The 1,148-nt window shown below is 73.7% G+C and carries 2 protein-coding genes and 1 pseudogene; all 3 read left to right on the top strand.

Going from position 1 to position 1,148, the window contains the following annotated elements; translation table 11 throughout:
• Nucleotides 1–266: pseudogene (locus tag D8M34_RS19115) on the top strand (flavodoxin family protein); the annotation flags it as partial.
• A 36-nt stretch (nt 267–302) separates the two neighbouring features.
• Complete coding sequence (locus D8M34_RS17970) at nt 303–602, top strand: GNAT family N-acetyltransferase (RefSeq protein ID WP_126894704.1); 300 nt, start codon at nt 303–305, stop codon at nt 600–602.
• Nucleotides 603–704: 102 nt separating this feature from the next.
• On the top strand, nt 705–1,148 hold a 444-nt coding region (locus tag D8M34_RS17965; protein ID WP_238695718.1), incomplete at its 3' end, for a DUF5996 family protein.

Raw genomic sequence — 1,148 nt, 5'->3', positions numbered from 1 at the left:
GCCTGCAGCACATCGGGTTCACCGTCCCGCCCCAGGCCGACGCGGGCTGGCTCGGCGAGGTCGGACCCGGCCCGTCCTACCTGGACGAGGGATCCGGCGGCCCGGAGAACGACTTCACCAACCGCAACATCGCGTTCATGACCTACAACCTGATGCACCTCGCCTCGATGATCCGGGGCGCGGGCGGGTTCCCGGCCTACGGCAACCAGCGCACGGCCTGGGACGCCGGCACCCACCCCCGGCACACCAACCCCGAGTACCGCTGACGCGGGCGACGGGCGACCACGGAGAGAGACCCCCACATGATCGTCGTCACCGACAACCGCTCCGCGAACCGGTTCGAGGCCCACGACGGCGAGACGCTCGCCGGCGTCGCCGCCTACGCCCGCACACCGGAGCTCGTCGCCTTCGTACACACCGAGGTCGACCCGGCCTTCGAGGGGCGCGGGGTGGGAGCGGCGCTGGCCCGCGAGGGCGTCGCGTCGGCACAGGCCGAGGGGCTGCGGGTGCTCGCGATCTGCCCGTTCATCGCCGCCTGGCTGGCACGCCGTCCCGAGCTCGGCCACCTCGAGTACGGGGCGACCAGCACGGGCAGCGACTGACCGGTCGCCGACACCACAGCCGCAGGCCGGAGGTCAGGACGGGCCGCGTCACCGCCGGGACCGGGAACGCGATCCCGGTCCCGCCGACCCACGAGGAGACCGATGAGCAGCACGACGACGAGCTGGCCGAGCCTGCGCGTGGCGGACGGGACCGCCACCCGCGAGACCCTGCACATGTGGACCCAGATCGTGGGCAAGATCCGCATGGCGCACGCCCCGCTGCTCAACCACTGGTGGCAGGTGACCCTGTACCCGAGTCCGCGCGGCCTGACGACGTCGGCGGTCCCGTACGGCACCGGGGCCTTCGAGATCGAGCTCGACCTGCTCGGCCATCGGCTCGAGGTCCGCAGCACCGACGGCGGCGCACCCGGCTTCGCCCTGACCCCGATGCCGGTCGCCGAGTTCTACAGCACCGTCCTGGACGTGCTCGGCCGTCCCGGCTCCCCCGCGCCGATCCGGCCGCACCCCCCCTCGGTCGCCCCGGCGATCCCGTTCGCCGAGGACCTGCCCCACCCCTCCTTCGCCGGCCCGGCGGCCACCCGGTTC

Source organism: Microbacterium sp. HSID17254 (assembly GCF_003989315.1).
In the GTDB taxonomy this organism is placed as follows: Bacteria; Actinomycetota; Actinomycetes; order Actinomycetales; family Microbacteriaceae; genus Microbacterium.
The sequence above is the reverse complement of the archived record's forward strand: the minus strand, read 5'-3'. Positions and strand labels throughout refer to the sequence as shown.

Bases quoted from the DNA above. Each gene is read 5' to 3' on its own strand.
- D8M34_RS17970 (WP_126894704.1), top strand. From the start codon at position 303: ATGATCGTCGTCACCGACAACCGCTCCGCGAACCGGTTCGAGGCCCAC.